The 24413-nt window shown below is 63.5% G+C and carries 26 protein-coding genes and 1 pseudogene; 12 read left to right on the forward strand and 15 right to left on the reverse strand.

Features of this window, described 5'->3' with window-relative positions:
* Nucleotides 1-59 precede the first annotated feature (59 nt).
* The 4 genes from NKH97_RS08430 to petA form a co-directional block, all read right to left on the reverse strand.
* Nucleotides 60-755, reverse strand: coding sequence for an acid phosphatase (locus tag NKH97_RS08430; protein ID WP_023809836.1), 696 nt, complete (start codon nucleotides 753-755; stop codon nucleotides 60-62).
* A 127-nt stretch (nucleotides 756-882) separates the two neighbouring features.
* Nucleotides 883-1755: a cytochrome c1 gene (locus NKH97_RS08435; protein ID WP_023809837.1), complete on the reverse strand. Its 873-nt coding sequence runs from the start codon at nucleotides 1753-1755 to the stop codon at nucleotides 883-885.
* A gap of 28 nt (nucleotides 1756-1783) precedes the next feature.
* On the reverse strand, nucleotides 1784-3085 hold the full coding sequence (locus tag NKH97_RS08440; RefSeq protein ID WP_013529985.1) for a cytochrome b: 1302 nt from the start codon (nucleotides 3083-3085) through the stop codon (nucleotides 1784-1786).
* A 16-nt stretch (nucleotides 3086-3101) separates the two neighbouring features.
* Nucleotides 3102-3662, reverse strand: a complete 561-nt coding sequence (gene petA / locus NKH97_RS08445; RefSeq protein ID WP_023809838.1) for a ubiquinol-cytochrome c reductase iron-sulfur subunit — start codon at nucleotides 3660-3662, stop codon at nucleotides 3102-3104.
* A 260-nt stretch (nucleotides 3663-3922) separates the two neighbouring features.
* Between petA and NKH97_RS08450 the strand changes: the two genes are divergently transcribed.
* The 3 genes and pseudogenes from NKH97_RS08450 (at nucleotide 3923) to NKH97_RS08460 (ending at nucleotide 4966) form a co-directional block, all read left to right on the forward strand.
* Nucleotides 3923-4198 carry a type II toxin-antitoxin system Phd/YefM family antitoxin gene (locus NKH97_RS08450; protein ID WP_031212730.1) on the forward strand — a complete coding sequence of 92 codons (276 nt, stop codon included), beginning with the start codon at nucleotides 3923-3925 and terminating at the stop codon, nucleotides 4196-4198.
* Nucleotides 4198-4620 (forward strand): type II toxin-antitoxin system VapC family toxin, encoded by a 423-nt coding sequence (locus tag NKH97_RS08455; RefSeq protein ID WP_352796099.1) that lies wholly within the window; start codon nucleotides 4198-4200, stop codon nucleotides 4618-4620. The genes NKH97_RS08450 and NKH97_RS08455 overlap by 1 nt, the downstream gene beginning before the upstream one ends.
* Nucleotides 4621-4966, forward strand: a pseudogene (locus NKH97_RS08460) (cupin domain-containing protein).
* A 62-nt stretch (nucleotides 4967-5028) separates the two neighbouring features.
* Here NKH97_RS08460 and NKH97_RS08465 read toward each other — a convergent pair.
* Genes NKH97_RS08465 through NKH97_RS08485 form a run of 5 tightly spaced genes read right to left on the reverse strand, consistent with a single transcriptional unit; the run spans nucleotide 5029 to nucleotide 10042 of the window.
* On the reverse strand, nucleotides 5029-5340 hold the full coding sequence (locus NKH97_RS08465; RefSeq protein ID WP_023809841.1) for a DUF6665 family protein: 312 nt from the start codon (nucleotides 5338-5340) through the stop codon (nucleotides 5029-5031).
* Between the two features lies 1 nt (nucleotide 5341).
* Nucleotides 5342-5833, reverse strand: a complete 492-nt coding sequence (locus NKH97_RS08470) for a GNAT family N-acetyltransferase (RefSeq protein ID WP_023809842.1) — start codon at nucleotides 5831-5833, stop codon at nucleotides 5342-5344.
* A 3-nt stretch (nucleotides 5834-5836) separates the two neighbouring features.
* The gene (locus NKH97_RS08475; RefSeq protein WP_352440373.1) at nucleotides 5837-7720 is read right to left on the reverse strand and encodes an ABC transporter ATP-binding protein; all 1884 of its coding nucleotides are present in this window, start codon (nucleotides 7718-7720) and stop codon (nucleotides 5837-5839) included.
* A gap of 10 nt (nucleotides 7721-7730) precedes the next feature.
* Nucleotides 7731-9617: an ABC transporter ATP-binding protein gene (locus tag NKH97_RS08480; RefSeq protein ID WP_352440372.1), complete on the reverse strand. Its 1887-nt coding sequence runs from the start codon at nucleotides 9615-9617 to the stop codon at nucleotides 7731-7733.
* Between the two features lie 29 nt (nucleotides 9618-9646).
* On the reverse strand, nucleotides 9647-10042 hold the full coding sequence (locus tag NKH97_RS08485) for a hypothetical protein (RefSeq protein WP_352440371.1): 396 nt from the start codon (nucleotides 10040-10042) through the stop codon (nucleotides 9647-9649).
* Nucleotides 10043-10505: 463 nt separating this feature from the next.
* On the opposite strand from NKH97_RS08485, the gene NKH97_RS08490 reads away from it, so the two are divergent.
* Both NKH97_RS08490 and soxR read left to right on the forward strand, forming a co-directional pair.
* Nucleotides 10506-10964, forward strand: a complete 459-nt coding sequence (locus tag NKH97_RS08490; protein ID WP_023809846.1) for a tRNA (cytidine(34)-2'-O)-methyltransferase — start codon at nucleotides 10506-10508, stop codon at nucleotides 10962-10964.
* Between the two features lie 161 nt (nucleotides 10965-11125).
* Entirely contained in the window at nucleotides 11126-11587 is a 462-nt protein-coding gene (gene soxR, locus NKH97_RS08495; RefSeq protein WP_023809847.1) for a redox-sensitive transcriptional activator SoxR, read from the forward strand.
* On the opposite strand, the gene NKH97_RS08500 is transcribed toward soxR, so the two are convergent.
* Nucleotides 11584-11841 (reverse strand): hypothetical protein, encoded by a 258-nt coding sequence (locus NKH97_RS08500; RefSeq protein ID WP_013529975.1) that lies wholly within the window; start codon nucleotides 11839-11841, stop codon nucleotides 11584-11586. The genes soxR and NKH97_RS08500 overlap by 4 nt on opposite strands.
* Nucleotides 11842-12008: 167 nt before the next feature.
* Between NKH97_RS08500 and hemF the strand changes: the two genes are divergently transcribed.
* From hemF to NKH97_RS08515, 3 genes are all read left to right on the forward strand, one after another.
* Entirely contained in the window at nucleotides 12009-12923 is a 915-nt protein-coding gene (hemF, locus tag NKH97_RS08505) for an oxygen-dependent coproporphyrinogen oxidase (RefSeq protein ID WP_023809848.1), read from the forward strand.
* A gap of 311 nt (nucleotides 12924-13234) precedes the next feature.
* A complete protein-coding gene (locus tag NKH97_RS08510; protein WP_023809849.1) occupies nucleotides 13235-13495 on the forward strand; it encodes a DUF1344 domain-containing protein in 261 nt (86 codons plus the stop codon).
* Between the two features lie 228 nt (nucleotides 13496-13723).
* Complete coding sequence (locus NKH97_RS08515) at nucleotides 13724-13909, forward strand: DUF1059 domain-containing protein (RefSeq protein WP_013529972.1); 186 nt, start codon at nucleotides 13724-13726, stop codon at nucleotides 13907-13909.
* 1 nt (nucleotide 13910) lies between these two features.
* On the opposite strand, the gene NKH97_RS08520 is transcribed toward NKH97_RS08515, so the two are convergent.
* Genes NKH97_RS08520 through NKH97_RS08530 form a run of 3 tightly spaced genes read right to left on the reverse strand, consistent with a single transcriptional unit; the run spans nucleotide 13911 to nucleotide 16434 of the window.
* Complete coding sequence (locus NKH97_RS08520; protein ID WP_352773798.1) at nucleotides 13911-15176, reverse strand: CCA tRNA nucleotidyltransferase; 1266 nt, start codon at nucleotides 15174-15176, stop codon at nucleotides 13911-13913.
* Nucleotides 15173-15805 (reverse strand): CoA pyrophosphatase, encoded by a 633-nt coding sequence (locus NKH97_RS08525; protein WP_023809851.1) that lies wholly within the window; start codon nucleotides 15803-15805, stop codon nucleotides 15173-15175. Before NKH97_RS08525 ends, NKH97_RS08520 begins: the two co-directional genes overlap by 4 nt.
* A complete protein-coding gene (locus NKH97_RS08530; RefSeq protein WP_352773799.1) occupies nucleotides 15805-16434 on the reverse strand; it encodes a DUF1285 domain-containing protein in 630 nt (209 codons plus the stop codon). Before NKH97_RS08530 ends, NKH97_RS08525 begins: the two co-directional genes overlap by 1 nt.
* Before the next feature lie 154 nt (nucleotides 16435-16588).
* Here NKH97_RS08530 and NKH97_RS08535 point away from each other — a divergent pair, with 154 nt between their 5' ends.
* From NKH97_RS08535 to NKH97_RS08550, 4 genes are read left to right on the forward strand one after another with little or no spacing between them, the layout of a single operon-like run.
* The gene (locus NKH97_RS08535) at nucleotides 16589-17593 is read left to right on the forward strand and encodes an AAA family ATPase (RefSeq protein ID WP_352773800.1); all 1005 of its coding nucleotides are present in this window, start codon (nucleotides 16589-16591) and stop codon (nucleotides 17591-17593) included.
* Entirely contained in the window at nucleotides 17593-18558 is a 966-nt protein-coding gene (locus tag NKH97_RS08540; RefSeq protein WP_023809854.1) for a DUF58 domain-containing protein, read from the forward strand. The genes NKH97_RS08535 and NKH97_RS08540 overlap by 1 nt, the downstream gene beginning before the upstream one ends.
* On the forward strand, nucleotides 18555-21377 hold the full coding sequence (locus NKH97_RS08545; protein ID WP_352773801.1) for a DUF4159 domain-containing protein: 2823 nt from the start codon (nucleotides 18555-18557) through the stop codon (nucleotides 21375-21377). The genes NKH97_RS08540 and NKH97_RS08545 overlap by 4 nt, the downstream gene beginning before the upstream one ends.
* 1 nt (nucleotide 21378) lies before the next feature.
* Nucleotides 21379-23457 (forward strand): hypothetical protein, encoded by a 2079-nt coding sequence (locus tag NKH97_RS08550; protein ID WP_352773802.1) that lies wholly within the window; start codon nucleotides 21379-21381, stop codon nucleotides 23455-23457.
* A gap of 2 nt (nucleotides 23458-23459) precedes the next feature.
* Here NKH97_RS08550 and clpS read toward each other — a convergent pair whose 3' ends face one another.
* Complete coding sequence (gene clpS / locus NKH97_RS08555; protein ID WP_023809857.1) at nucleotides 23460-23765, reverse strand: ATP-dependent Clp protease adapter ClpS; 306 nt, start codon at nucleotides 23763-23765, stop codon at nucleotides 23460-23462.
* A 240-nt stretch (nucleotides 23766-24005) separates the two neighbouring features.
* Complete coding sequence (locus tag NKH97_RS08560; RefSeq protein WP_352773803.1) at nucleotides 24006-24371, reverse strand: hypothetical protein; 366 nt, start codon at nucleotides 24369-24371, stop codon at nucleotides 24006-24008.
* Between the last annotated feature and the right edge of the window lie 42 nt (nucleotides 24372-24413).

Here is a 24413-nt window from a genome sequence, read left to right on the forward strand (position 1 = left end):
CGTTAACAAAAAAGGAGCGCCTTAAGCGCCCCTTCCCGTCTAAATCCGGCTGACGAGGATTACATGCCGAGATCGGAACGAAGCTCGGCCCTGGCCACTTCATATTCAGCCTTGAAGTCGTCCCGGTTGAGCAGGACCGCGGCAATAACGCTGCCGGAAATCTTGCCCATCTCGACGTCGGACGCATAGTGGATGCCGCCGACCTCGCGGTTGTGGGCGTATTCGGCCGCACGCGCCATGATCTCGGCGCGCTTTTCCGGGACCATGTCGGACAGGATGATGCCCATCATCGTGCCTACGGTGGCATGGCCGGACGGCCAGGAACCGGAGCTCGACAGCTTGACCGCCGGCTTGACGAGATCGCTGAGCTGATGCGGGCGCGGGCGCTTCCAGACATCCTTGGCCGGGTCGACTACAGCCCCTTCGGTAGCCACCACGCGATCGAAGAAAGCGCTGAATTTCGGCAGCGTTTCCTTGTTGAATTTCGGCCCCATGACGTCGGCAAAGCGCCAGACATTCTCCTCGGCATCAGCCACCGCGCTGGCGACCATCTCCGGGGTGCGCGTCACCTGCAGCGTCAGCACCTCGCCGAGTTCGGCCTTGGTCTGCGCCGAATCGTTTGCCGGCGGCGGCGGCAGGATCATCGTCAGGTCGACGTCCTTGTTGGTGACGAAGGGCTGGGCGTCTTCCGCTTGCGCTGCCGAGCCGAGGATGAGCAGCAACAGGCCTGCCGCGAGCGATGCGTATCTTTTCATGAATGCGATCCTTTGATGAGAGCAGCACAGGATCGCCGGATGCGATGACGGCCATGTGACATGACCAGCCTCCGGAAATGCAAAAGGGCGCCTCTCGGCGCCCTTCGCGATCACTTGATTGTATGGCCTAGTGGGCCACGCCTTCCCACACCTTGCGCTTGGTGAGATAGACCAGCGCGCCGAACAAAAGCAGGAACACCAGAACGCGAAAACCGGTCTTCTTGCGGTCTTCCATATGCGGCTCGGCCGCCCACGCCAGGAAGGCGGAGACGTCGCGGGAATACTGGTCGACGGTCTGCGGCGCACCGTCATCATAGGTCACCTGGCCGTCGGAGAGCGGCTTGGGCATTTTCAGCGACACGCCGGACATGAAGTACGGATTGTAGTGGGTGCCTTCCGGGATCACCATGCCGGCCGGCGGCGTCTGGTCGTAGCCGGTCAGCAGCGAGTGGATATAGTCGGGACCGCCGGCATCGTATTGTGTGAAGATGTCGAAGACGAATTGCGGAAAGCCGCGCTCGACGCCGCGCGCCTTGGCCAGCAGCGACATGTCGGGCGGGGCAGCGCCGCCATTGGAAGCAGCAGCCGCTTCCTCATTGGCGAAGGGCGGCGGGAAATGGTCGGACGGCTTGCCGGGACGGTCGAACATGTCGCCGGCATCGTTGGGGCCGTCATGGATTGTGTACTCGGCCGACAGCGTCTTGATCTGCGCATCGGAATAGCCGAGGTCCGACAGCGTGCGGAACGCCACCAGGTTCATCGAATGGCAGGCCGAGCAGACTTCCTTGTAGACCTTGAGGCCGCGCTGCAACTGCGCCTTGTCGTAAGTGCCGAATGGGCCGGTGAAACTCCAGTCCATTTCCTTTGGCTCGTCGATCGGGAAATGCGTCGGATTGGCCACATTGTGTGCCTCTTCGGCGGCGATCGCCCGAGTGCCCGCGGCCCCAGCGGCGACCGCCACGAGGCCGATCAGCGCCAGCGAGGTGAGAATCTTTTTCATGCCAAATCCCCTTAGATTCTCTACCCGCTCAGCCTTTGGTTTCCGGAGCCGCCGTAGCGCCCGCCGGATGTCCGCTGCCGCCCTTGTTCTTCTCGAGCACCGCCTCGGTGATCGAGTTCGGCAGCCGTCGCGGCGTCTCGATCAGGCCGAGCACCGGCAGCGCGATCAGGAAGAAGGCGAAGTAGAACAATGTCGCCATCTGCGCCATGAACACATAGCTGCCTTCGGCCGGCTGCGAGCCCAGCCAGCCAAGCAGGATGGCATCGGCCACGAACAACCAGAAGAACAGCTTGTACCAGGGCCGGTAAACGGCCGAGCGTACCTTCGAAGTGTCGAGCCACGGCACCAGGAACAACATGACGATGGCGCCGAACATGCACAGCACGCCGCCGAGCTTGGAGTTGATCGGCCCGACATTGAAGGTGATGGCGCGCAGGATCGCGTAGAACGGCAGGAAGTACCATTCGGGCACGATGTGGGCCGGCGTCTTCAGCGGGTTGGCGACGATGTAGTTGTCGGGATGGCCGAGATAGTTCGGCAGGTAGAAGACGAAATAAGCGAAGAAGAACAGGAACACGATCATGCCGAACGCGTCCTTGATGGTCGCGTAGGGGGTGAAGGCGACAGTGTCGGTCTTCGACTTGACCTCGATACCCGTCGGGTTCGACTGGCCCACGACATGCAGCGCCCAGATGTGCAAAACGACGACGCCGGCAATCATGAACGGCAACAGATAGTGCAGCGCAAAGAAACGGTTCAGCGTCGGGTTGTCGACGGCAAAGCCGCCGAGCAGCAGCTGCTGAATCCAGTCGCCGACCAGCGGAATGGCGCTGAAGAAGCCGGTGATGACGGTGGCGCCCCAGAAGCTCATCTGGCCCCATGGCAGCACGTAGCCCATGAAACCGGTCGCCATCATCAGGAGATAGATGATGCAGCCGAGGATCCAGAGCAGTTCGCGCGGCGCCTTGTAGGAGCCGTAATAGAGGCCACGGAAGATGTGGATGTAGACGGCGACGAAGAAGAACGAGGCGCCGTTCGAATGCATGTAGCGCAGCAGCCAGCCGGAATTCACGTCGCGCATGATCTTCTCGACCGAGCCGAAGGCCAGATTGGTGTCAGCCGTGTAATGCATGGCCAGCACGATGCCGGTCAGGATCTGCGCCACCAGCATGATCGAAAGGATGCCGCCAAAGGTCCACGCATAGTTGAGGTTGCGCGGCACCGGATAGGCAACGAAGCTGTCATAGACCAGCCGCGGCAGCGGCATGCGGGCGTCGAACCAGCGTCCGAGACCGGTTTTGGGCGTATAGGTCGAGTGTCCCTCGCTCATCGAAATATCCCCTGCCTCAACCGATAAGGATCTTGGTATCGGAAATGAACTTGAATACCGGAACCGCCATGTTCTCAGGCGCCGGGCCTTTGCGGATGCGGCCGGCCGTATCGTATTGCGAACCGTGGCACGGGCAGAACCAGCCGCCGAAATCGCCTTCCTGGCCAAGCGGAATGCAGCCGAGATGCGTGCAGACCTGAACCATCACCATCCAGGCCTCCTTGCCGGGCGTGGTGCGATTGGCGTCGGTCGCCGGCGCATCGGACGGCAGATTGGCGTTGCGGGCGATCGGATCCTTGAGATCGGCGAGATTGACAGCCTCGCCGTCCTTCATTTCCTGTTCGGTGCGGTTGCGGACCACGACCGGCTTGCCGCGCCACTTGACGATCAGCGACATGCCCGGCGTCAGCGAGGCGACGTCGACTTCGACGGAAGCGAGCGCCAGCGTCGAGGCATCGGGGCGCATCTGGTCGATGAACGGCCACGCGAAAGCACCCGCGCCGACCACTGCGGCCATGCCGGTGGCGACGTAGAGAAAATCACGACGGTTGGGATCCTGGGTGTCGGTTGCGCTCACGGGTGCCTGATCCTTTCGCCTCTTCCGTGCCGGTGGCTGAGCCTTGTTCCCCGCTCAATTACGCCAACCCGACAGCGCATGGCGAACAGGCTTGCGAATTCCTCCGGCATTTGGACTTCGGTTTATGCGTGAAGCCCGTTTTTGTCCAGACGGGTGAAGGCACAAGGGCAGATTGTCGCGGGCGTTCCGCACAGCGATGAATTTGACGTGCTTGGCTAAATGTAGCAATATGTCTACATCTACTCGACGGAGGTGCTGAAATGAACATCTCAACGAAGACGATCACCATCATGTCGAGCCGTGAATTCAACCAGGACACGGCGCTTGCGAAGCGGGCTGCCAGGAACGGACCGGTTATCATCACCGATCGCGGCAAGCCTTCCCATGTGCTGATTTCGATGGAGGAATACGAGCGGTTGGAGAAGAAGCCGAGAAGCCTCGCGGACGCGATTGCCGACGATCGCCCCGAAGCAGACTTCGACTGGGAACCACCTCGCCTGGAAGGACCGTTTTTCAAGATTCCCGATCTCGACTGATGTTTATTCTCGACACCAATGTCGTTTCGAATCTGCGTCGTCGGGACAAGGCCGATCGCAACGTTTTAGCCTGGTCTGAGACCCACGACGTCGCCAGCTTTTTCATGTCGGTGATTTCGATCCTGGAACTCGAAATCGGAACACTGTTGTTGTCGAGGAAGGACACCCGCCAGGCCGCCATGTACCGTGAGTGGTTGGATCAAATACTAATTCCACAGTTCGACGACCGGATAATGAGCATAGACACGGCCGTTGTCGTGCGTTGCGCAAACCTCCACGTTCCTGACCCTAAGCCGGAACGCGATGCTCTCATTGCCGCCAGCGCGCTTGTCAATAATTTGACAGTCGTGACACGCAATACCAAGGATTTTGAGGGCACCGGGGTGAAGCTTTTCAATCCCTGGATACCCGCGAAGGGCTAGATAGCCAGGGCACAAATCATAGACCGCGACACCTGGTCTGTTCGCTCCGACCATTGGAAGGGCGAATTGCAATGTGGCGCCTACGGCTCTCCTGCCTGATCTTCAACTATCTGCCTGGCGTCGGAGGCGGCCCCGCCTGCATACACATCCCTACGCTGAGATCTTCATCATTCGCCAGGGCACCGGCCTGTTCACCGTCGGCGACCAGGAGATCGAGGCATCCGCCGGCCAGATCCTGATCGTGCCGCCCAATACGCCGCACAAATTCACCAATCTCGGCCCAGGCCCGCTGGAGACGACCGACATCCACGAGAATGGCAGCTTCATCACCGAATGGCTTGAGTAGACCATGATCCCGAAAAGTGGGAACCGGTTTTCGGAATAAGATCATGGTCCAACAAAAGAGAGTTATTTCGCGCCGAGCCTGGCCAGCACCGCTTTCGGGATGTTGTATTCACGAATGACGGTATCGTGCTTGCGCAAGCCGCACAGCTCGCGCTGGATGAAATAGCCATGCACCGCCTCGGCGGCATCCTTGAGCAGCCGGGGGCGCAGTTGCTCGTCGGCATTGTCGCGCAGCCTGGCCAACGTTTCCTCTACCCGCTGGCCGGCGCGGCCAAGTGCTGCCGCCTTTTCCGCCAATATTTCATGGCCGAGCGCGTCGAAGGCGGCTTCCGCGGACGAGGCGCCGGCTAGATGAGATGGCGGACGCAAGGACATTTCAGCTTCCTTTCCCGAAGACCATGCGGTGTGTGACGAATTCTTCGCCTTCCACGCGCTGAAAGCCAAGCCGTTCGTAGAAACCGAAGGCTTCTTGCGGCGCGCGGGTGTTCAGCACGGCGAAATGGTGACGTGCCCTGTCGATAACGGTCTCGACCAGCATCCGGCCAAGACCGTTGCGACGGTGGCGCGCACTGACGAACAGGTGCCGGACCCGGCCGTGGCCCCTGGCCTCGAAATAGGGATCGATGTTCAGCCCGCACACGCCGGCGAGTTCCCGGCCATTCCAGGCTCCGTAGAGTGCCTCGCCGCGCTTCAAGAACTTGTTGCGGCCGCTAGCCCAGCCATCCGCCAGGCGCACCAGCATCCAGTAGCCCCCAAACCGGCTTTCCTGCTTCAGCGCGTCGAAGGCCGGCGTGGTTGGCCGGAGCCGCTTGAGCACATAGCTCACTCCGGGGCCGATCTCTGGAATTACCTCTGCCGATCCAACCATGCCCTACTCCGCAGGCCGCGTCTCTTCGAGCACGCTGTCCTCGTGATAGAGAAAACCGCCGGACTGCCGCTTCCACAGCCGCGCATAGAGCCCGTCGAGCGCCACCAGCTGGTCATGCGTGCCTTGCTCGACGATGCGGCCGCCGTCGAGCACCACCAGCCGGTCGAGTGCTGCGATCGTCGACAGCCGGTGGGCGATGGCGATGACCGTCTTGTTCTCCATCAGCCGCGTCAGATTCTCCTGGATTGCCGCCTCGATATCCGAATCGAGCGCCGAGGTCGCCTCGTCGAGGATCAGGATCGGCGCGTCCTTCAGGAAGACACGGGCGATCGCCACGCGCTGGCGCTGGCCGCCCGACAGTTTGACGCCGCGCTCGCCGACAAAGGCCTCGTAGCCGGCGCGGTCCCTGTTGTCGCGCAAGGTCAGGATGAACTCGTGCGCTTCGGCCTTTTTCGCCGCCGCGATCACCTCCGCATCGGTCGCGTCAGGCATGCCGAGCTTGATGTTGTCGCGCAGCGAACGGTGGAACAGCGCCGTGTCCTGGCTGACGACGCCGATATTGGCGCGCAGCGAATTTTGCGTGACTTTGGCGGCATCCTGGCCATCGATGGTGATCGACCCGCTCTCCAGATCGTAGAGCCGCAGGATCAGATTGGCGAGGGTCGTCTTGCCCGCGCCAGACGGTCCGACCAGCCCGACCTTCTCGCCCGGCTTGACGACAAGGTCGATGCCGTTCAGTACGCCGAAACCTTTGCCGTAATGGAACTCGACGTTCTTCACCTCGATACGCCCGCCTGCCACCACGAGTTCCTTGGCGTCGGGCGCATCCGTGAGGCCGAGCGGCTGCGAAATCAGCGCCTTGGAGTTCTCCAGCACGCCGAGGTTTCGCAAGATGCTGTTGAGCTGCATCATCAGCCGGCCAAGCAGCATATTGAGCCGCAGCACCAGCGACAGGGTGAAGGCGACAGCGCCGACGGTGATCGAGCCCTCGACCCAGAGATAGACGGCAAAACAGCCGATCGCCGTGATCATGATGCCCGACAGCGTCGTCAGCGCCATGCGCACGCCGGTCAGCCGGCGGGTGAACGGGCGCAATGCGTCGAGGTAGATGTCGAAACCGTTCCTGATGTAGCGGTCGTCGCCATCGGCCGAGAACAGTTTCAGCGTCTGCACGTTGGAATAGGAATCGACAATGCGGCCGGTGATCATCGAGCCGGCCTCGGCTGTTTCCTCGGCATGCTTGCGGATTGCCGGCAGATAGAGCTTGGCCAGCCAAGCGAAAGCGGAAATCCAGATCACCACCAGCACCGCCAGCCTGAGATCGAGGCCTGCGACCAGCGCCAGCGTCGTCACCGTATAGACGATCATGAACCAGACGACCTCGATGAAGCTTTCCATCAGGTCGCCGGTGGCCTGGCCCGCCTGCCAGACCTTTGTTGCGATGCGGCCGGCGAAATCGTTCTGGAAGAAGGCGTAGGACTGGCGCGAGACATGCCGGTGCGCCTGCCAGCGCACCAGATTGTAGAAGCCGGGCGTGATCGTCTGTTCGTCGACCAGCGCCGAAAGGCCGACGACGACGGTGCGGATGACCAGCACCACCACGGCCATGAAAACCAGTTCAGGGCCTGCGGCGGCCCACAGTGCGTGCCAACTGCGCTCGGCGGGAAGCTGGTCGAGAATATCGACCAGCCGCCCGACGAAGTAGAACAGGCCGGCCTCGACCAGCGGCGCGATGCCGCCGATGACCAGCATGGCGAAGAAGGCGAACTTCGCCTGGCCGACATAGTGCCAGAGAAAGCCGCCGACGCTGGTCGGTGGCCGAAGATTCGCTGGCTCCCTGAACGGATAGACCCAGTTCTCGAACCAGCGATAGACGGCTGTCATCATGCGGCGGCCATCATTCTGCGGCTTGCCCCTTTGCAAGTGCGTCGTTGGCGGCGTCGGCGGGACCGTCCTCAAGCAGGAACCCGCCCGACTGGCGCTGCCAGAGCTGCGCGTAGAGCCCGCCCTTGGCGACGAGTTCCTCGTGCGAACCTTCCTCGATGACACGACCCTTGTCCATCACCACCAGCCTGTCCATCGCCGCGATGGTCGACAGCCGGTGCGCTATGGCGATGACGGTTTTGCCTTGCATGAGCTTGTAGAGATTCTCTTGGATCGCCGCCTCGGCTTCGGAATCAAGCGCCGAAGTCGCTTCGTCAAGGATAAGTATAGGTGCGTCCTTCAACATAACGCGAGCAATGGCGACGCGTTGCCGCTGGCCGCCGGACAATTTGACGCCGCGGTCCCCGACATGGGCATCGAAGCCCTTGCGGCCGCTGGCATCCGAAAGCCCTGATATGAAGTCCAGCGCCTCGGCGCGGCGCGCCGCCTCGACAAGCATCTCGTCGGTGGCATCGGGCCGGCCATAGAGGATGTTCTCGCGCACCGAACGATGCAGCAGCGAGGTGTCCTGCGTGACCATGCCGATCTGCGCACGCAGCGAATCCTGCTTCACACCGGCGATCTCCTGGCCATCGATCAGAATCCGGCCGGCTTCGAGGTCGTAGAAGCGCAGCAACAGGTTGACCAGCGTCGACTTGCCGGCGCCGGAACGGCCGACGATGCCGACCTTTTCGCCCGGCTTCACCGCCAGCGACAGGCCTTCGATCACCCCCTTCTGCTTGCCGTAGTGGAAGCGGATGTCCTCGAAGCGGATCTCACCCCTGGAAACGCTGATCTCCTTCGCGTCCGGCCTGTCCTCGACAAGGCGCGGCAGCGAGATCGAGGCGATGCCGTCCTGCACCGTGCCGATGTTCTCGAACAGGCCCGACATTTCCCACATGATCCATTGCGACATCCCCCACATCCTGAGCACAAGGCCGATGACCACGGCGACCGCGCCGATCGTCACTGCTTGCCCCAGCCACAGCCACAACGCCATCGCGGTGACAGAGAACAGGAGCAATGCATTCAGGATGTAAAGCGAGCCAAAAAGCACTGTCACCAGCCGCATCGACCGGTAGACCGTTTCGAGAAAGCCGGACATGCCGTCTTTGGCGAATGACGCTTCGCGGCGTGCATGGCTGAACAGCTTGACCGTCTGGATGTTGGAGTAGCTGTCGACGACACGGCCCGTCATGATCGAGCGCGCATTGGCCTGTTCCTCGCCAACCTTGCCCAGCCGGGGAATGAAAAACCGCAGCAAAAGGATATAGCCGACCAGCCAGACGCCGAGCGGCGCGGCCAGCCGCCAGTCGGCCGAGCCGACGATGAGCAGCATGCCGAGGAAATAGACGACAACGTAGTTCAGGACGTCGATCACCTTGATGACGCATTCGCGCACGGCGAGAGCCGTCTGCATCAGCTTGGTCGCGATGCGGCCGGCGAACTCGTCCTGGTAGAAACTCATCGACTGCTTGAGCAGATAGCGGTGCACCTGCCAGCGGATGCGCATGGGATAATTGCCCATCAGCGTCTGCTGGTTGAGAAACGAATGCAGCCATACCGTGCCCGGCAGCGCGAACAGCACGATGAAGGCCATGCCGGCGAGCTTCCAGGCTTCCGTCTGCAGGAAGGTTTCGCGATTCTGCCCCGACAGCCAGTCGACGATGCGGCCGAGGAAGCCGAACATCCATACTTCGGCAATCGCGATGGCCGTCACCAGCACCGCGTCGAAAAGGATATAGGGCCATGCGCCGCGCGTATAATGCAGGCAGAAGGCAACCAGCGTCTTGGGCGGCTCGACCGGTTCCGCTGCGGGGAACGGATCGAGCCTTTTTTCAAACCAGCTAAACAACAACATAGGTTATGCCTGTGAAATGTGTTTGCCGCTTACGCGGCACGTGAGCGTACGAAATCCCCGGTACCCATGGCATCAAGGGCCGACGGTCCAGAATCACCCGGACCGTCGGCCATCCCTCGTGCAATATAGGGGCTCGCGGGCTTTTCGCCGACAGCTGCGCCAGCCGATCCTGACGACACGGTGCCGCCAGCCCGATTTTTCGCGCCCGGCCTGACCAGCCGGATGATCCGGCGCACCAGCGACGGGCGGCTCGGATCGGGAACCGCGCGCGAAAAATCGACATCCGGCAGCATGCCGCGATGCGGCCGGCGGCGAACCTCGGCGTGAACCGCCGACGAATAGGTGTCGCCGATCAGCAGCGCCCAGGTCGGCAGTCGGTGAATATGCAGGCTCCTTGAGCCGGGTATTCTGTAGGGATCGAACATCGGTCCGTCCTCCGTGTGAAAATAGAGATAAAAGGCGAAGCAACATCGTCCGCCGGCATTCGGCCGGAGGCACGCATTGCGTCGGTCTGGACACGATAAGCATCGGTCGGGGCACGATAAGCATCGGTCCGGACAGCTTCAGTTGGGGCGTTTAGCCCTTTTGACTTTTTGAAAAACATCGCAGGATTCCTTCGAGAGCCGAAAAATCGTTTCGGCGGGAATCGGTGCGATCAAGTCTTAGAGAGTCAGGAGAATCGTCGTACCGAAACCGCCGGCAGGCAGGTAAGCCCACGAGAGGGGCGCTGGATGTGCATGGTCATCATGAATTACCCCTCCATCGGTTCGGGTTGACAATGGAGCTGACATACCCGACTTCGCAGAAAATGGCCACCCGCAGGTCCAGCAATTTCCAAAACCGCGAGCCCGCTGTGGCCGATTTGCCACTTATTAGAAAGACGCGGAAATGAACTGTCGTCTCCGCATCGCGCTCTACCAGCCGGATATCGCCGGCAACACCGGGACAATCCTGCGCTTCGCCGCTTGCCTCGGACTTGGCGTCGACATCATCGAACCGGCCGGATTTCCGCTCTCCGACAAAGCGCTCAAACGAGCCGGCATGGACTACCTCGAAATGGCTGCCCTGACCCGGCATGTCGACTGGCACGCCTTCGAGGAACGGCGCAAGGCTGGTTCGCACCGGCTGGTGCTGCTGTCGACCAAAGCCACGACGGCCTACACCGACTTCACCTTCGCCGAAGGCGACATTCTGCTGTTCGGTCGCGAATCCGCAGGCGTGCCGGATCCTGTCCATCAGGCGGCGGATGCGCGGCTGACCATCCCCATGCAGGGCACGGCGCGCAGCATCAATGTCGCGCTTTCGGTCGCCATGGCGGCGGGCGAAGCCATCCGGCAACTCGGATAGGATCCGCAACCCATCGACAACACCATGCTTGCCGCCGCCGACGACAGTGGTTTCTCCACTCATTCTTACCCAGGCACACATCGCCTTCTCCTTCGTTTGCAGACCCCGGGTTTCTTCGCTACAAGCTCAGCTTAACTTGAGGTCAAGCGGGAAAATCAGGAATGGCACCGATAACGGAATTAACGGTCGGCCAGGTCGCCATGCGCAGCGGTGTGGCGGTGTCGGCATTGCATTTCTATGAGGCCCGCGGCCTGATCCGCAGCCACCGCACGGCGGGAAATCAGCGCCGCTACGGCCGTGACGTGCTGCGGCGCGTGGCGATCATCAAGGTGGCGCAGGAGGTCGGCATTTCGCTGGCCGAGATCGGTGAAGCCCTGGCATCGCTGCCAGAAGGCCGCACGCCGACGCGCGATGACTGGAACCTTTTGTCGACCGCCTGGCGCGACGGGCTCGATCACAAGATCGCCCAGTTGAAGAAACTGCGCGACGGGCTGACCGACTGCATCGGCTGCGGCTGCATGTCGATCGACAAATGCCCGCTGCGTAACAAGGGCGACCGGCTGGCGCGCGAGGGGACAGGGGCAAGAAGGCTGGTTGCTCCGCCTCTCTCGAGGACATCCTAGTCAGCCGCAGGCAACCGCCTGATGGTGAACTCAATCAAGTCGCCCGGCCGCTCGAACCAGCTTTCGATCTCGGTCCAGTAGGCCTGCTTGGGAAAGCGCTCGAACCATTCCTTGGCCTTGAGCCGCGCATCGGAGCGCGGCAGCACGAAGGTCTCGCGCAGGAAACCGTCGCGCGGCATACGAACACGCTCGGCACGGCTTTGGTCGAGCCTTTTCTTCAGGCCATCCAGCGGCGGTCTTGCCGGGGTGCGCACGAAACAACTCCTTGCACCTGGCGCATGACCCCGAAATCGGAATCGAGTTTCGGAAAGGATCATGCGCAAAACCAAAGTGACTTGACCCTTGCCCTTAAGAGATTAGGGATCGCGCCGGCAAAAGACGAGTCATTTGTGGGACTCGCCGCCCCAACCGGAGACGGCACTTGGAACGACCAGAAATACCGGCAGGCCTGCCCGCCGACATCGAACAGAAGAAGATGAAGGCAAGGCTGTGGTTCGAGGCGCTGCGCGAACGCATCTGCGCCACCTTCGAGCAGATCGAGCAGGATCTTGGCGGGCCGCTGGCCTCGTGGTCGCCCGGCCGCTTCGAAAAGACGCCATGGGAACGTGACGAGGGGCGCGGCGGCGGCGGCACCATGTCGATGATGCACGGCCGCGTCTTCGAAAAGGTCGGCGTCCACACCTCGACCGTCCACGGCGAGTTCTCACCCGAATTCAGGAAGCAGATGCCGGGCGCCGAGGAAGACCCGCGCTTTTGGGCATCTGGCATTTCGCTGATCGCGCATCCCTGGAACCCAAACGTTCCGGCCGTGCACATGAACACGCGCATGGTGGTCACATCTCGCCAATGGTTCGGCGGCGGCGCCGATCTAACGCCGGTGCTCGACAGCCGCCGCACGCAGGACGACCCCGACACGGTCGCCTTCCACCGCGCCATGCAATTCGCTTGCGAGAAGAACGCCGACGTCGCCGATTACCCGAAATACAAGGCCTGGTGCGACGAGTATTTCTATCTGTCGCACCGCAACGAGCCGCGCGGCACCGGCGGCATCTTCTTCGACTGGCTGCATTCGGGCGAGGACAAAGGCGGCTGGAATGCCGATTTCAACTTCGTCCAGGATGTCGGCCGCTCTTTTCTCGTCGTCTACGGCCACCTCGTGCGCGCCAACTTCAACGAGAACTGGACCGATGGCGACCGCGACGAACAGCTCATCCGCCGCGGCCGCTATGTCGAATTCAATCTGCTTCACGATCGCGGCACCATCTTCGGACTGAAGACCGGCGGCAATGTCGCGTCCATCCTTTCCAGCCTGCCACCCGAGGTCCGCTGGCCGTAACAAAATGGTGAGCCCGGCGTGAGCCGCATTGATGTCCCATTCGCTCGAAATGGGCATGGAATGTGGCACACGGTGCGGCGAAAAATTTCTTTTCCGTCTAATAGGCTGTTGAAAAGACTAGTCTATTTGTGGCGCCGGGTCGGGAAGCGCCGGCGGCTCGCCTGCGCGCAATTCCAGGAAAGTGCGAAACGGCTTTCCGACGGGAATTGCGTCAAGACAAAGCGAGCCGCGACCCGACGCGACCGGACGGCCCAAGACGATGCGGGACATCTTCGTCAAAAAGATACCCGCCTTTCCAGGAGTACTTCGCAATGCGCAAGATCATTGTTTCGGCTGCCGCCGCTGCCCTTCTCGCTTCCGGTTCAGTGGCATTCGCCGCCGTCAAGCACACCACCGGAACGATCAAGACCTTTGACACGACGGCCATGAGCCTGGTCCTCGATGATGGATCGTCTTTTACGCTTCCCAAAACCTTCAAGGATCCTGGCCTGACGGTCGGTGAAAAGGTCCGCGTCTCATGGGATATGAAGGGCAAGAACAAGGTCGCCGAGGCCGTCAAGGTCGCAAAATGATGGCTTGCCCGCCAGAGCAGGATGAGACGATATCCGGTCCTGTTTGGGGGTAGCGTAAGAGGGCGGAGCAGCGCCTGCTCCGCCTTTTCGCCGTTGACTGCAACCAATGCCACCCCATCTGTGTTATGCTTCTCCCGCTCGCGGCCCCAGGATCCGATCTCGGATTTGGACCGTCAGCCAAAAAAGTGCCGGAGCCTCGGGCTCCACGGAGGAAAAGGAGAAAATCCCATGAAGGAATTTCACTGCGGGTCGCTCGTGCCCGGCTGTGACTGGCACACGCGTGCCGACGAGGAGGCCGAGGTCATGCGCCGTGCCGTCGAGCACATGCGCGAGACGCATGGCGAGACGGTGATCCGCGAGACGATGATCGAGGCGATCCGCTCGCGCATCGAAAAGACCCGCGACGCGGCCTGATCTACCCGGCCTTCAAGGCTTCGGCGGCGCGCTTGAGGAGCGCGTCGCGATCAGGGGCAAACCCGGCTTCGACCCATTCCGCCTCGAGATTCCTGAGGACTTCGCCGAGTTTCGGCCCCGGAGTTGCGCCGAGCGCCGAGAGATCGGCACCTTTCAGTGGAAACAACGGCTTTTCCCATTTGATGGCGAAGGCGAGCAGGCGCGAAAAACCACCGGCTTCGAGCAGCGCCTCATTGTCCTCGACGGCGCGCACCCTGGCTGCCGCAAGCGACAGCCGCAGACGGTCGACAAACCCCTGCCGGTCACCGCGATAGAGCCTTTTCGCCAGTTCGCCCTCGGTCGTCTTCGGCTCGACGGCGCTGGCAAGCGCCCAGTGACGCAGGCGATCCGCTTCGGCGGTCGAGAGTTTGAGCCGCTCGGCGAGCGTCTTCATGCGCGCGGCATCGGGCGGCACGATCGCTTCCAGTCTGAGCAGCGGGTCGGGTGCCCAGCCCAGATCCTTCCCGGCCTTGGCCAACCCATGGATGGCATCGATGCCCCATTTCTCGCTTTCCGGCAGCGCTGCGGTCAAGACACCTGCCTGCCGCATCCAGAGCAGCGCCCGTGACGGATCGGGCGCCGACAAAAGTTTCTTCAGTTCCGACCAGATTCGCTCGGACGAAAGCTGGGCCAGCCCTTCCTTAAGCCGGGCACAGGCTTTCAGCCCTTCGGCGTCCGGCCGCCCGTCGCCGTACCAGGCGAAGAAGCGGAAGAAGCGCAGGATGCGCAGGTAGTCTTCGCGAATGCGCGCTTCCGGGTCGCCGATGAATCGCAGCCGGCGCGCCTCGATGTCGGCAATGCCGCCGACCAGGTCGACCACCTTGCCATCGGCCCCGGCATAGAGCGCGTTGATGGTGAAGTCGCGCCGCTCAGCATCGAGCTTCCAGTCGCGCCCGAACGACACTTTCGCGCGCCGCCCGTCGGTCTCGATATCAGCGCGCAAGGTGGTGATTTCATAAGGTTTTCCGCCGGCAACCACGGTGATTGTCCCATGCTCGATGCCGGTTGGCACCGCCTTGAACCCTTCCGCTTCGGCGCGGCGGAGGGTTTCCTCCGGCAGGCAGGTGGTGGCGATGTCGATGTCGGCGACCGGCTGGCCCATCAGCGTGTTGCGCACCGCGCCGCCTGCGACTCGCGCCTCTTCACCGCCTTCGGCCAGTGCGAACAGCAGGCGCTGCAGATGCTTGTCGCCGAGCCAGTCGGCCCTGTCCGCGATCGAGACACTCACGCATAAAGCCTTTCATAGAGGGTACGGATGATGCCGGCGGTGACGCCCCAGATGCGCCGTTCGCCGTAAGGCATGTCGTAGAAGAACCATTCGAGATCGTTCCACATACGGCTGTCGCGCTTGTGGTTGGCCGGGTCCATCAAGAAGCGCAGGGGCACTTCGAAAGCGGCGTCGACCTCGTCGGCGTTGAGCGTCAGTTGGAAACCGGGCAGCACGATGCCCAGCACCGGCGCGATGCGGTAGCCGCTGCCGGCCACATAGTCGGGCATGCGGCCGATGATCTCGATGCGGTCTCGGCCAAGCCCGATCTCCTCGAAGGTCTCGCGCAGCGCCGCAGCCTCAGGGCTCGGATCGGTCGGATCGATTGTGCCGCCGGGAAATGCCACCTGCCCCGAATGGCTGCGCAGCTTTTCGGCCCGTTTGGTCAGGAGAACCGTCGCATCGCCCTCATGATCGACCACCGGGATCAGCACCGCGGCATTGCGCAGCGCCATGCCCTGATTGAGGCGCGGATGGCCGGGGTTAAAGCGATGATCGCCATAATCGTCGCCTGCATGCGCATCGGGCTGCACGGCAAAACGCGCGCGAAAATCCGCGGATGAAAACGGCGCCGGCGTCACCTGGTCCATCACGCGCTCAGCCGCTTCAACTGGTCCGCCGGCATGATCGGGAACACGGCGCCCTTGGAGCGCACCGCGAACATCGTCTCGCCGCCGATCTCGACCTCCTCGCAATGCCCGACCAGTTCATACATCACCGGCCGCGCCACCAGCGCCTCCAGACGGCCACGCACCAGCACATAGGGCTTCAATCCGCCGGTCTCGTTCTCGTCGACAAAGCGCAGCGGCCGTTCCGGCCCGGCCTCGACGACATCGCCGACATTGGTGCGGAAGGTGATGGTCTGCGCTTCGCCGCTACCCGAAACGTCCATTTCGACGGCGATGAACGGCGCATCGGCGACGCGGATGCCGACCTTTTCCACCGGTGTCACCAGATAGGTCCTGCCATCGGCGTCCTTGCGCAGCACCGAGGAGAAAAGCTGCACCAGCGGCATGCGCCCGATCGGCGTGCCCAGATAGAACCAAGTGCCGTCGGACTTGATCTCCATGTCCAGATCGCCGCAGAAGTCGGGATTCCAGCGTTCGACGGGTGCCGCGCCCTTGCCGGCACGGGCGGCGCGCGAGATGAGTGCCTCGAGGCCACGCGCCTCGGTGGCACCAGTCAGGCTTTCTTCACGATGTCCCAAGGGTCCCGTCATGGTCACGAAATAGTCACTGTTGTTCCGCTTGTCAGCCTAAGTCTGTGATTTAAGTTTCGACATAGGCGCCACGCGAGGCCGAATCGCGGCAACTTATGGTATGGTGCAGCCGTTGTTCCAGCCATGGTATTCCAACCACAAGGATCGATGCGGCATGAGCGTGATGGTCAAGGAAAGCCCGATCAGCGAAAAGGACATGATCGCCGAGGCCGAAAAGGCGCTTGCCGACATCTCCCGGATCCGCGACGGGGTCGGCCGGGTCATCTTCGGACAGGAAAGCGTCGTCGAGCGTACGCTGGTGGCGCTGCTGGCCGGTGGACATGCGCTTTTGGTCGGCGTGCCGGGCCTCGCCAAGACCAAGCTGGTCGAAACACTTGGCATCGTGCTCGGCCTCGATTCGCGTCGCATCCAGTTCACGCCGGACCTGATGCCGTCCGATATCCTCGGCTCCGAAGTGATGGAGCAGGACGAGACCGGCAAACGCTCCTTCCGCTTCATTCCCGGGCCGATCTTCGCCCAGTTGCTGATGGCCGACGAGATCAACCGCGCCTCGCCGCGCACCCAGTCGGCGCTGCTGCAGGCCATGCAGGAATACCACGTCACCATTGCCGGCGCCCGCCATGACCTGCCGGCCCCCTTCCATGTGCTGGCAACCCAGAACCCGCTGGAGCAGGAAGGCACCTATCCGTTGCCCGAGGCCCAGCTTGACCGCTTCCTGATGCAGGTGGATATCCTCTATCCCGAAATCGAGGCAGAGCGCCGCATCCTTCTGGAAACCACCGGCATCGAGGACGCGAAAGCGCAAAACGTGCTGCAGCCGGTGCGGCTGAAGGAGATCCAGACGCTGATCCGCCGCATGCCGGTGCCGGAAAGCGTCGTCGAAGCGATCCTGACGCTGGTGCGCTCGGCGCGCCCGGGCCAAGGCAACGCCGAGACCGACAAGAACGTCGCCTGGGGTCCCGGCCCGCGCGCCAGCCAGGCGCTGATGCTGTGCACAAGGGCGCGCGCGCTTTACGACGGACGGCTGGCGCCCTCGGTCGACGACGTGCGTGCGCTGGCCGAGCCGGTGCTGCAGCATCGCATGGCGCTGACCTTCGCCGCCCGCGCCGAAGGCATCAGCGTGCGTGACGTGGTGGCGAAACTCGTGAAAGGGATTTGATGCCGCGCATCGGCGAGGTCCAGGCTCCGGCAGCGACGCGCGACGCGCTCGCCCGTGGCCGGTTGCGGGCCTCGCTTGTGCCAGACCTGCTGGTCGAGGCGCGGCGCATCGTCAACACCGTGATCGCCGGCTGGCACGGCCGCCGCAAGCGCGGCATCGGCGAGAATTTCTGGCAGTTCCGGCCCTATGTCGAGGGCGATTCCTCGCGCATCGACTGGCGCCGCTCGGCCCGCGACGACCACACCTATGTGCGCGACCGCGAATGGGAAGCCGCCCATACCGTCTGGCTGTGGGCCGACCCCTCGCCGTCGATGCTCTACAAATCGACCGGCGCCAGCGTTTCCAAGCAATCGCGCGCGCTGGTGCTGGCGCTGGCCATGGCCGAGCTGTTGTCGCGCAGCGGCGAGCGCATCGCCTGGCCGGGCCTCACCGATCCGTTCACCGCCCGCAACGGCGCCGAACGCATCGCCGCCCAGTTGATGCATGCCGGCGATTTGCCGGCAAAACCCGATTTGTCCGATATCAGGCGCTTCTGCGACATCGTCATCGTCAGCGATTTCCTCGATCCCGTCGAAGAGACGATGGCCTGGCTCGACGTGCTGGCCCGCCACGGCGTACGTGCCCACCTGATCGAGGTCGCCGACCCGGCCGAGGAGACCTTCCCCTATGCTGGCCGAACCGAGTTCACCGATCCCGAGACCGGCGACAAGCTGACCGCCGGCCGCGCCGAAATGCTGGGGGATGAGTATCGCCTGCTCTACGCCGCCCGACGCCACGAACTGGCAGCCTGGTGCAAACGGCTTGGCTGGAGCTTTACCGTCAACCACACCGATCGGCTGGCTTCCGACGCGCTGGTGCGGCTGCACATGGCGATGACCACTGATGGCCCCTCAGTCAGGCCGACCGCTGACGGTCGTGCCGGCACGATCGCCGGTGGCGATCGGCCAGGAAAGGCTGTCGCATGAGTTGGCTGCCGCTTTCCTTTGGCGCCCCCATGGTGCTGTGGGGCCTCCTGGCACTGCCGGTGATCTGGTGGCTGCTCAGGCTGACGCCGCCCAAGCCGCAGACCGAAATCTTCCCGCCGCTGAAGATCCTGGCCCGCGTGCTGAAGCGCGAGGAGACGCCGCAGCAGAGTCCGTGGTGGCTGACGCTGCTCAGGCTCTTGATGGCGGCCCTCATCGTCGCCGCATTGGCCGACCCGGTCTTCAATCCGCGCGAAAAGCTGCCGGCCGAGGGTGCAGCGCTTGCGCTCGTCATCGACAATGACTGGGCAAGTGCCGCCGACTGGGGCAAACGCGTCGCCACCGCCGAGCGGCTGATCAACGACGCCGGCTCCAACGGCGTGCCGGTCGTCATCGCCTTCACCGCCGAAAAGGCCAATGCCGAGATCGGGCCGTTCGATGCCGCCACCGCCCTTGACCGGCTGCGTGCCGCCAAGCCGCGGCCGATCCCGACCGACCGGCCCGCCGTCTATGCCCGCGTCGCCGGCGTGCTGGAGACCTTGCCCGGGGCCAGTGTCGCCGTGCTTGCCGACGGCCTGGCGGCAAAAGGCGATGAAGCCGCCTTCAACACACTTTTGTCGAAAAATGCCACCCGTGTCGTCTGGGCAACCGCAGACAGGCTGTCGCTGACCGGCCTGACCACCGCCGACAACCAGGTCGACGGCTTTGCACTGACCGCCATCCGCGCGCCGGGCGACCCTGCCCCGGCTCAGGTCACCGCCGGCGCCTTCGATGACAAGGGCCGCCGCATCGCCGATGCTACGCTGACCTTTTCGCCTGGCGAAACCACCGCCACCGGCACCATGGCGGTGCCGTTCGAGCTGCGCAACGACTTCGCATCCATCGCGCTCGACGGCGAGCGGCAGGCCGGTGCGGTCCGCGTGCTCGACGAAAGCTCCAAGCGGCGGCGCGTCGGTCTATTGTCGCAGGCCGAGGCCGACCAGGCACAGCCGCTTTTGTCGCCGCTCTACTACATCAGGCGGGCGCTGCAGCCATTCGCCGATCTGGTCGAACCCTCCAGCGCCGATCTTGCCGACGCCATCCCGCAGATCCTCGACCAGAAGCCCGCGATGATCGTCATGGCAGATATCGGCACCATTCCCGGACAAGTCCGGCAGAGGCTTGTCGATTGGGTCGACAATGGCGGCACGCTGGTGCGTTTCGCCGGTTCACGGCTGGCTACTGCGGGCGATGACGACGATCTGCTGCCGGTCCGCCTTCGCACCGGCGAGCGTTCGCTCGGCGGCGCGCTATCATGGACGTCGCCGCAGCCTGTCACCGAATTCCCCAAGGCCGGCCCGTTCGCCGATCTGGCGCCCCCGACCGAGGTCACCGTCAGCAGGCAGGTGCTGGCCGAGCCGACACCCGATATCGTCGAGCGCACCTGGGCGGCCCTTGCCGACGGCACGCCGTTGGTCACCGGACTGAAGAAAGGCAAGGGCACGCTGGTGCTGTTCCACGTCACCCCTGAGGCAACCTGGTCGAACCTGCCGATCTCTGGCAGCTTCGTCGAGATGCTGCGCCGCATCGTGCAGCTGTCGCGCAACCAGGGCGCGGCCATCGCCAATGCCGAAGCCGCCGCGGCGTCGCTGGCGCCCTATCGCATGATTGCAGCCGACGGCTCGCTGGTGCCGCCGACGCCGGACGCGCGGCCGCTTGTACCGGGCGCCGGCGCGCTGCCGGTGACTTTTGAAAACCCGCCCGGTCTCTATGGTTCCGAGACAGGTGTATTTGCCCATAATTTGCTTGAAGCCGACAGCACGCTGGCTCCGCTGGCGCGCCCGCAAATCACTGTTCCCATCACCTCGATCCAGTATGCCTTTGACGAATCGCGCAATTTGAAAGGCGCGCTGGTCGCGGCCGCCCTGGTGCTGATGCTGCTTGATACGCTGGCGGTGTTCTGGATGGGCGGCCTGTTTTCACGCCGGCCGCGTCGCGCCGGTGCCGTGGCAACCACCGCCGCGGTCCTTATTGCGCTGGGTAGCCTGTTCGGTCATGCCGACCTTGCCCGCGCCGACGACGCCACGCCGGGAGACGAGGTGGCCATCGAGGCGATTTCGAAGACCCGCATCGCCTATGTGCTGACCGGCGTGCCGGGTGACGATTCGATCAGCCGCGCCGGGCTCGAGGGCCTGACCCGCTTCCTGGTCGAAAAGACGGCACTAGAACCGGGCGAGCCGGCCGGCGTCGACATATCGAGGGACGAGCTGTCGTTCTATCCGCTGATCTACTGGCCGATCGATCCGGCCGCCCCGATGCCCAGCCAGGCCGCCATCGCCCGCATCGACGCCTATATGCAGCAGGGCGGCACGGTGCTGTTCGACACCCGCGACCAGTTCGCCAACGGCATCGGCGCCGATTCGACCAGCCCAGCGACGGAGCGGCTGCGCGACATCCTCGGCAAGCTCAACGTGCCGCCGCTGGAACCGGTACCGTCCGACCACGTGCTGACCAAATCCTTCTTCATCCTGCCCGAATTCCCCGGCCGCTTCGCCGGCAGCCCGCTCTGGGTCGAGGCCTCGCTCGACGCCAGCAACGCCGAGAACCGGCCGGTGCGTACCGGCGATGGCGTCTCGCCGATCATGATCACCGCCAATGATTTCGCCGGCGCCTGGGCGGTCGACGAGAATGGCGATGCGCTGCTGCCGACCGTGCCGGCGGACCCGATGCAGCGCATCTACGCGCTGCGCGCCGGCGTCAACATCATGATGTACATGCTGACCGGCAACTACAAATCCGACCAGGTGCACGTGCCGATACTGCTCGAACGGCTGGGGCAGTAGAATGAACTGGTCGATCTCCTTCGAACCGCTGATCTCCTGGCCCTTGCTGGCCTTGGCGCTGGTGCCGCTGGCGCTGCTTGCGCTGGTCGGCCTGTGGTTTCGCCAGCGCGGCTCGGTCTTCCGCTTCATCGCCCTTCTGGCGCTCGCCGCCGCTTTGTTCAACCCGGTGTTCCTCAACGAGGAGCGCGAGCCGCTGAAAAGCGTCGTCGCCCTCATCGTCGACCGCAGCCAGAGCCAGGACATCGGCGACCGCACCAAACAGACCGACGAGGCGCTGGCCGGGCTGCAGCAGCGTCTTGGCCGCTTCAAGCAGTTCGACGTGCGCGTCGTCGAAGCGGGTAAATCCGAAGCCGCCGAGGAGCGCACCGAGACACGGCTGTTCGGCGCGCTCGAGGGCGCCTTCCGCGACGTGCCGCCGTCGCGCATCGGCGGCGCCATCATGATCACCGATGGCGAGGTCCATGACGCCCCCCCGGCCGCGCCCGATTTCAACGCCCCGCTGCATGCCCTGATCACCGGCAACGACCACGAAAAGGACCGCCGCATCCGCTTCGAGAACGCGCCGCGCTTCGGCCTTGTCGGCAAGCCGCTCGACATGACCTACCGCGTCATCTCGACCGAAAACGAGACCGGCCCGGTCGATGTGCGCGTCTCGGTCAATGGCGAACAGGTCGCGGTCGAGCACGCCACCGTTGGCCAGGCGATGCCGCTGCAGGTGACCATTCCGGGTGCCGGGCGCAACATCGTCGAGCTCGCCATCGACCGCGAACCGGGCGAACTGACCGACACCAACAACCGCGCCATCGCGCTCATAGACGGCATTCGCGAGAATCTGCGCGTGCTGCTCGTCTCCGGCGAGCCGCATGCCGGCGAACGCACCTGGCGCAACCTGCTGAAATCCGACGCCTCGGTCGATCTCGTCCATTTCACCATCCTGCGGCCGCCGGAAAAGCAGGACGGCACGCCGATCAACGAATTGTCGCTGATCGCCTTCCCGACCCGCGAACTGTTCGTCGAGAAGATCAAGGATTTCGACCTCATCATTTTCGACCGCTACCAGCACCGCGACGTGCTGCCGATCCTCTATTACGACTACATCTCCGAATATGTCGAAAAGGGCGGCGCGCTGCTGATCGCGGCCGGCCCCGAATATGCCGGCGAAAGCTCGATCGCGCGCACGCCGCTGATGTCCGCCCTGCCGGCGATGCCGACCGGCGAGGTGGTCGACAAGGCCTTCTATCCGCGCCTCACCGAACTCGGCCAGCGCCACCCGGTGACGCGTGGGCTGGATGGCTCCGCCACCGAGCCGCCGCACTGGAGCCGCTGGTTCCGCACCATCGGCGTGCAGAACCCCGAAGGCGCAGTGGTGATGAAGGGCGCCGACAACCGGCCGCTGCTGTTGCTCGACCGCAAGGGCGAAGGCCGCGTCGGCATGCTGCTGTCCGATCAGGGCTGGCTGTGGGCGCGCGGCTTCGAGGGCGGCGGCCCGCATGTCCAGCTCTACCGGCGCATCGCCCACTGGCTGATGAAGGAGCCTGAGCTCGAGGAAGAGCGGCTGACCGCCGACGGCCGCGGCATGGTGCTGGAAATCCGCCGCCAGACGATGGCCGACGATCCCGGCCCCGCGCAGATCATCACCCCGTCCGGCAAGACCTTGACCGTCAAGCTCGATAAATCCGAGCCCGGGGTCTTCCTCGGCAGCGTCGAGACCAGCGAGATCGGCCTCTATCAGGTCGCCAATGGCGACCTCACCGCGCTCGCCCATGTCGGGCCGGTCAACGCACCGGAATTCGCCGACGTCATTTCCACCGAAAGCCGGCTGAAGGCGCCGGCTGAAGCCACCGGCGGCAGCGTGCGCCGGCTGGCGTCGTCCACAGCCCTTGGCAGCGACGTGACGCTGCCCTCCATCGTGCCGGTGCGCTCGGCTGGTGCCGCGTCCGGCAACGACTGGATCGGACTGCGCACCACGGACGACAGCGTGCTCAAGGCCGTCTCGCGCGTGCCGCTGTTCGGCGGCTTCCTCGGCCTCGGCCTGCTGCTTCTGGCAATGGGTTCGATGTGGTACCGCGAAGGACGGTAGGGCTACTCTTCCGGCTCCGTCGTGAACATCAGCGGATAGCCCTTGGCCTTGCCGGCATCGGTGGCACGCGTCGCCTTGGTCTCGGCGACATCCCTGGTGAACACGGCGACGACGCAGACGCCACGCCGATGCGCGGTGATCATCACCCGGTGCGCCTGGTCTTCGCTGAGCTTGAACTCGCCCTTCAGCACCGTCACCACGAATTCGCGCGGCGTGAAATCGTCATTGATGAGGATGACCTTGTAGAGCTTTGGCCGTTCGACCTGCGGCTTGACCTGGACGCGCGGTTTTGTGGTGATTTCAGGCATCGGAACCGACCGTTAGAGCAATTCCCGGAAAAGTGTAAAATGGTTTTCCGCCCGGAATTGCGTCAAGACAAAAGATCAGAACAGTTCGCCGTTTCCACGAAACGGTGAATTGCTTCTGGCGTAGCAACCTTGCCGCCATTCTGGCACCAGCGAAAGCGGCCGTCTATTTCGAGCGACGCGCAAAGCCGATGTCCGCGGGCGCGGCCATTCGCAACTATGTGGGAAAGTGTCGGTTGCCGTTCAACGGTCCTGACGGCCGAACATGCGGCGGCTGGGAATCTGCCGAGCGGCCGTGGCCGACGGCATATCGGACCGAAAGCGGTTTCCACCGGCATCCGCCCGGCGTTCCAGCCAGGTCGCGATCGGCCACGCGGCGACGCAGATCAGCGTCGCGCCGGTCAGCACGACCAGCAGCCAGGTCTGTGCCGGCGTGATGTAGTCCCAGCTGGTGGAAATCGCCGGCGCGAACAGCGAAGGCTCGGTGCGTCCGCTGGCCGGATCGGGCACCGGGCTGGCGGTGAACAGGATCAGCACCCTGGCGACGCCGGTGGCAACCAGGCCGCCGATCACCATCGAGCGCAAAATGGACGAAAGCCGCTTCTTCATGCGGATTGTCCTACACGGTCGGCGTTGCAAACGGGTTAAGTG

The sequence above is a fragment of the Mesorhizobium sp. M0870 genome (genome assembly GCF_040319775.1).
Lineage (GTDB): Bacteria > Pseudomonadota > Alphaproteobacteria > Rhizobiales > Rhizobiaceae > Mesorhizobium.

Bases quoted from the DNA above. Each gene is read 5' to 3' on its own strand.
- NKH97_RS08430 (WP_023809836.1), bottom strand. From the start codon at position 755: ATGAAAAGATACGCATCGCTCGCGGCAGGCCTGTTGCTGCTCATCCTC.
- NKH97_RS08435 (WP_023809837.1), bottom strand. From the start codon at position 1,755: ATGAAAAAGATTCTCACCTCGCTGGCGCTGATCGGCCTCGTGGCGGTC.
- NKH97_RS08440 (WP_013529985.1), bottom strand. From the start codon at position 3,085: ATGAGCGAGGGACACTCGACCTATACGCCCAAAACCGGTCTCGGACGC.
- NKH97_RS08450 (WP_031212730.1), top strand. From the start codon at position 3,923: ATGAACATCTCAACGAAGACGATCACCATCATGTCGAGCCGTGAATTC.
- NKH97_RS08455 (WP_352796099.1), top strand. From the start codon at position 4,198: ATGTTTATTCTCGACACCAATGTCGTTTCGAATCTGCGTCGTCGGGAC.
- NKH97_RS08465 (WP_023809841.1), bottom strand. From the start codon at position 5,340: ATGTCCTTGCGTCCGCCATCTCATCTAGCCGGCGCCTCGTCCGCGGAA.
- NKH97_RS08470 (WP_023809842.1), bottom strand. From the start codon at position 5,833: ATGGTTGGATCGGCAGAGGTAATTCCAGAGATCGGCCCCGGAGTGAGC.
- NKH97_RS08475 (WP_352440373.1), bottom strand. From the start codon at position 7,720: ATGATGACAGCCGTCTATCGCTGGTTCGAGAACTGGGTCTATCCGTTC.
- NKH97_RS08480 (WP_352440372.1), bottom strand. From the start codon at position 9,617: ATGTTGTTGTTTAGCTGGTTTGAAAAAAGGCTCGATCCGTTCCCCGCA.
- NKH97_RS08485 (WP_352440371.1), bottom strand. From the start codon at position 10,042: ATGTTCGATCCCTACAGAATACCCGGCTCAAGGAGCCTGCATATTCAC.
- NKH97_RS08490 (WP_023809846.1), top strand. From the start codon at position 10,506: ATGAACTGTCGTCTCCGCATCGCGCTCTACCAGCCGGATATCGCCGGC.
- soxR (WP_023809847.1), top strand. From the start codon at position 11,126: ATGGCACCGATAACGGAATTAACGGTCGGCCAGGTCGCCATGCGCAGC.
- NKH97_RS08510 (WP_023809849.1), top strand. From the start codon at position 13,235: ATGCGCAAGATCATTGTTTCGGCTGCCGCCGCTGCCCTTCTCGCTTCC.
- NKH97_RS08515 (WP_013529972.1), top strand. From the start codon at position 13,724: ATGAAGGAATTTCACTGCGGGTCGCTCGTGCCCGGCTGTGACTGGCAC.
- NKH97_RS08525 (WP_023809851.1), bottom strand. From the start codon at position 15,805: ATGGACCAGGTGACGCCGGCGCCGTTTTCATCCGCGGATTTTCGCGCG.
- NKH97_RS08530 (WP_352773799.1), bottom strand. From the start codon at position 16,434: ATGACGGGACCCTTGGGACATCGTGAAGAAAGCCTGACTGGTGCCACC.
- NKH97_RS08535 (WP_352773800.1), top strand. From the start codon at position 16,589: ATGAGCGTGATGGTCAAGGAAAGCCCGATCAGCGAAAAGGACATGATC.
- NKH97_RS08540 (WP_023809854.1), top strand. From the start codon at position 17,593: ATGCCGCGCATCGGCGAGGTCCAGGCTCCGGCAGCGACGCGCGACGCG.
- NKH97_RS08545 (WP_352773801.1), top strand. From the start codon at position 18,555: ATGAGTTGGCTGCCGCTTTCCTTTGGCGCCCCCATGGTGCTGTGGGGC.
- NKH97_RS08550 (WP_352773802.1), top strand. From the start codon at position 21,379: ATGAACTGGTCGATCTCCTTCGAACCGCTGATCTCCTGGCCCTTGCTG.
- clpS (WP_023809857.1), bottom strand. From the start codon at position 23,765: ATGCCTGAAATCACCACAAAACCGCGCGTCCAGGTCAAGCCGCAGGTC.
- NKH97_RS08560 (WP_352773803.1), bottom strand. From the start codon at position 24,371: ATGAAGAAGCGGCTTTCGTCCATTTTGCGCTCGATGGTGATCGGCGGC.